This window comes from Mycobacterium sp. 4D054, assembly GCF_052245755.1.
Classification (GTDB): Bacteria; Actinomycetota; Actinomycetes; order Mycobacteriales; family Mycobacteriaceae; genus Mycobacterium.
In genome coordinates this window covers 1-1,664 of record NZ_JBQQCF010000126.1, presented here as the reverse complement: position 1 = coordinate 1,664, position 1,664 = coordinate 1, and the positions used below count along the sequence as shown (strand labels likewise).

Here is a 1,664-nt window from a genome sequence, read left to right as displayed (position 1 = left end):
AGCCTCGATCCACCGATGTATCGGCTGGTCGCAGGGTGTCGGAATGAGGAAAGTGCCCTTTGAACTGGGAAGATTGGTGTTCTCTACGCACTAATCAGTCCAGGTCAGAAAGGCACTTCCGGTGAAAGTGTCCCATAGTTTCGCTGTGTCGTCGGCGGTCTTCGATGATGACCATCTCGTGTCCTGCGCTGGATTGGTCCCGGTGATGACCCTGGCGGCCCAGACTGCCTTGCCGCAGCTATTACGTGACAAGGTGGTCATTGCCGAGCCGAGGATCAAGTCCGGGGCGGCCAACCCGGCACCGAAGCTGAGCACAGTCATCGCGGGCATGTGTGCCGGTGCGGACTGCATTGACGATCTCGACCTGGTGCGGGCAGGTGGGATGAAGACACTGTTCGGCGGCGTGTATGCACCCTCGACCATCGGAACTTTGTTGCGCGAGTTTACTTTCGGACACGCCCGCCAGCTCGAATCGGTTTTGCGCGAGCACCTGGCCGGACTCTGCGCGCGGGTCGATCTGTTGCCTGGCGCCGACGAGCGCGCGTTCCTCGACATCGACTCACTGCTGCGTCCGGTCTATGGCCACGCCAAACAAGGTGCTTCCTACGGACACACCAAAATCGCGGGCAAGCAGATCCTGCGCAAAGGCCTGTCACCGTTGGTCACCACGATCAGCACCGCCACGAGTGCGCCGGTGATCACCGGCGCCCGGTTGCGAGCCGGGAAGGCCAACTCCGGCAAGGGTGCGGCCCGGATGATCGCCCAAGCCGTCGCCACCGCCCGCACCGCCGGGGTCACCGGCCCGATCCTGGTACGCGGCGACTCGGCCTACGGCAACAGCACCGTGGCCACAGCCTGCCGCCGCGCCGGTGCCCAGTTCTCGTTGGTGCTGACCAAGACCCGCGCCGTCGCTGCAGCCATCGAGTCCATCGACGAGAGCGCCTGGATTGCAGTGGAATACCCCGGAGCGGTCCGTGATCCCGACACGGGAGCCTGGATCTCCGATGCAGAAGTCGCCGAGACCACCTACACCGCCTTCACCTCCACCGACAACCCGATGACCGCCCGGTTGATCGTGCGTCGGGTCAAAGATGCCCGCTTTCCTGATGCGCTGTTTCCGGTGTGGCGGTATCACCCGTTCTTCACCGACACCGACGAACCCACCGTTGCGGCCGACATCACCCACCGCCGCCACGCGATCATCGAAACCGTGTTCGCCGACCTGATCGATGGACCCCTGGCTCACATGCCTTCGGGACGTTTCGGAGCGAACTCGGCGTGGATCCTGTGCGCCGCGATTGCCCACAACCTGCTGCGCGCCGCCGGCGTCCTGGCCGGTGGAGCCCACGCAGTCGCCCGGGGCGCCACACTGCGCCGCAAGCTCATCACCGTCCCCGCACGCCTGGTCCGACCGCAACGCCGACCCCTTCTGCACCTACCGAGCCACTGGCCCTGGGCTGACCACTGGCTTACGCTGTGGCGCAACATCATCGGCTACGATCCACCTCTACTGGCCACAGCCTGACCACCTGGCCGAATAGGCCCCTACCGGAGCGCACAGGGAAAAGCTGGGCAGACCAGCGGTTACGTCACGCTCACAAGCCCACCAAACGACAACCAGCCATGGCAGACACATCAATCACTCAAGTCCACGGATCGAGGCT

At 64.2% G+C, this 1,664-nt stretch carries 1 protein-coding gene; it reads left to right on the top strand.

The window, feature by feature from the left end:
* Positions 1-121: 121 nt before the first annotated feature.
* Positions 122-1,525, top strand: a complete 1,404-nt coding sequence (locus ACTWP6_RS30175) for an IS1380 family transposase (protein ID WP_443189627.1) — start codon at positions 122-124, stop codon at positions 1,523-1,525.
* Positions 1,526-1,664: the final 139 nt, after the last annotated feature.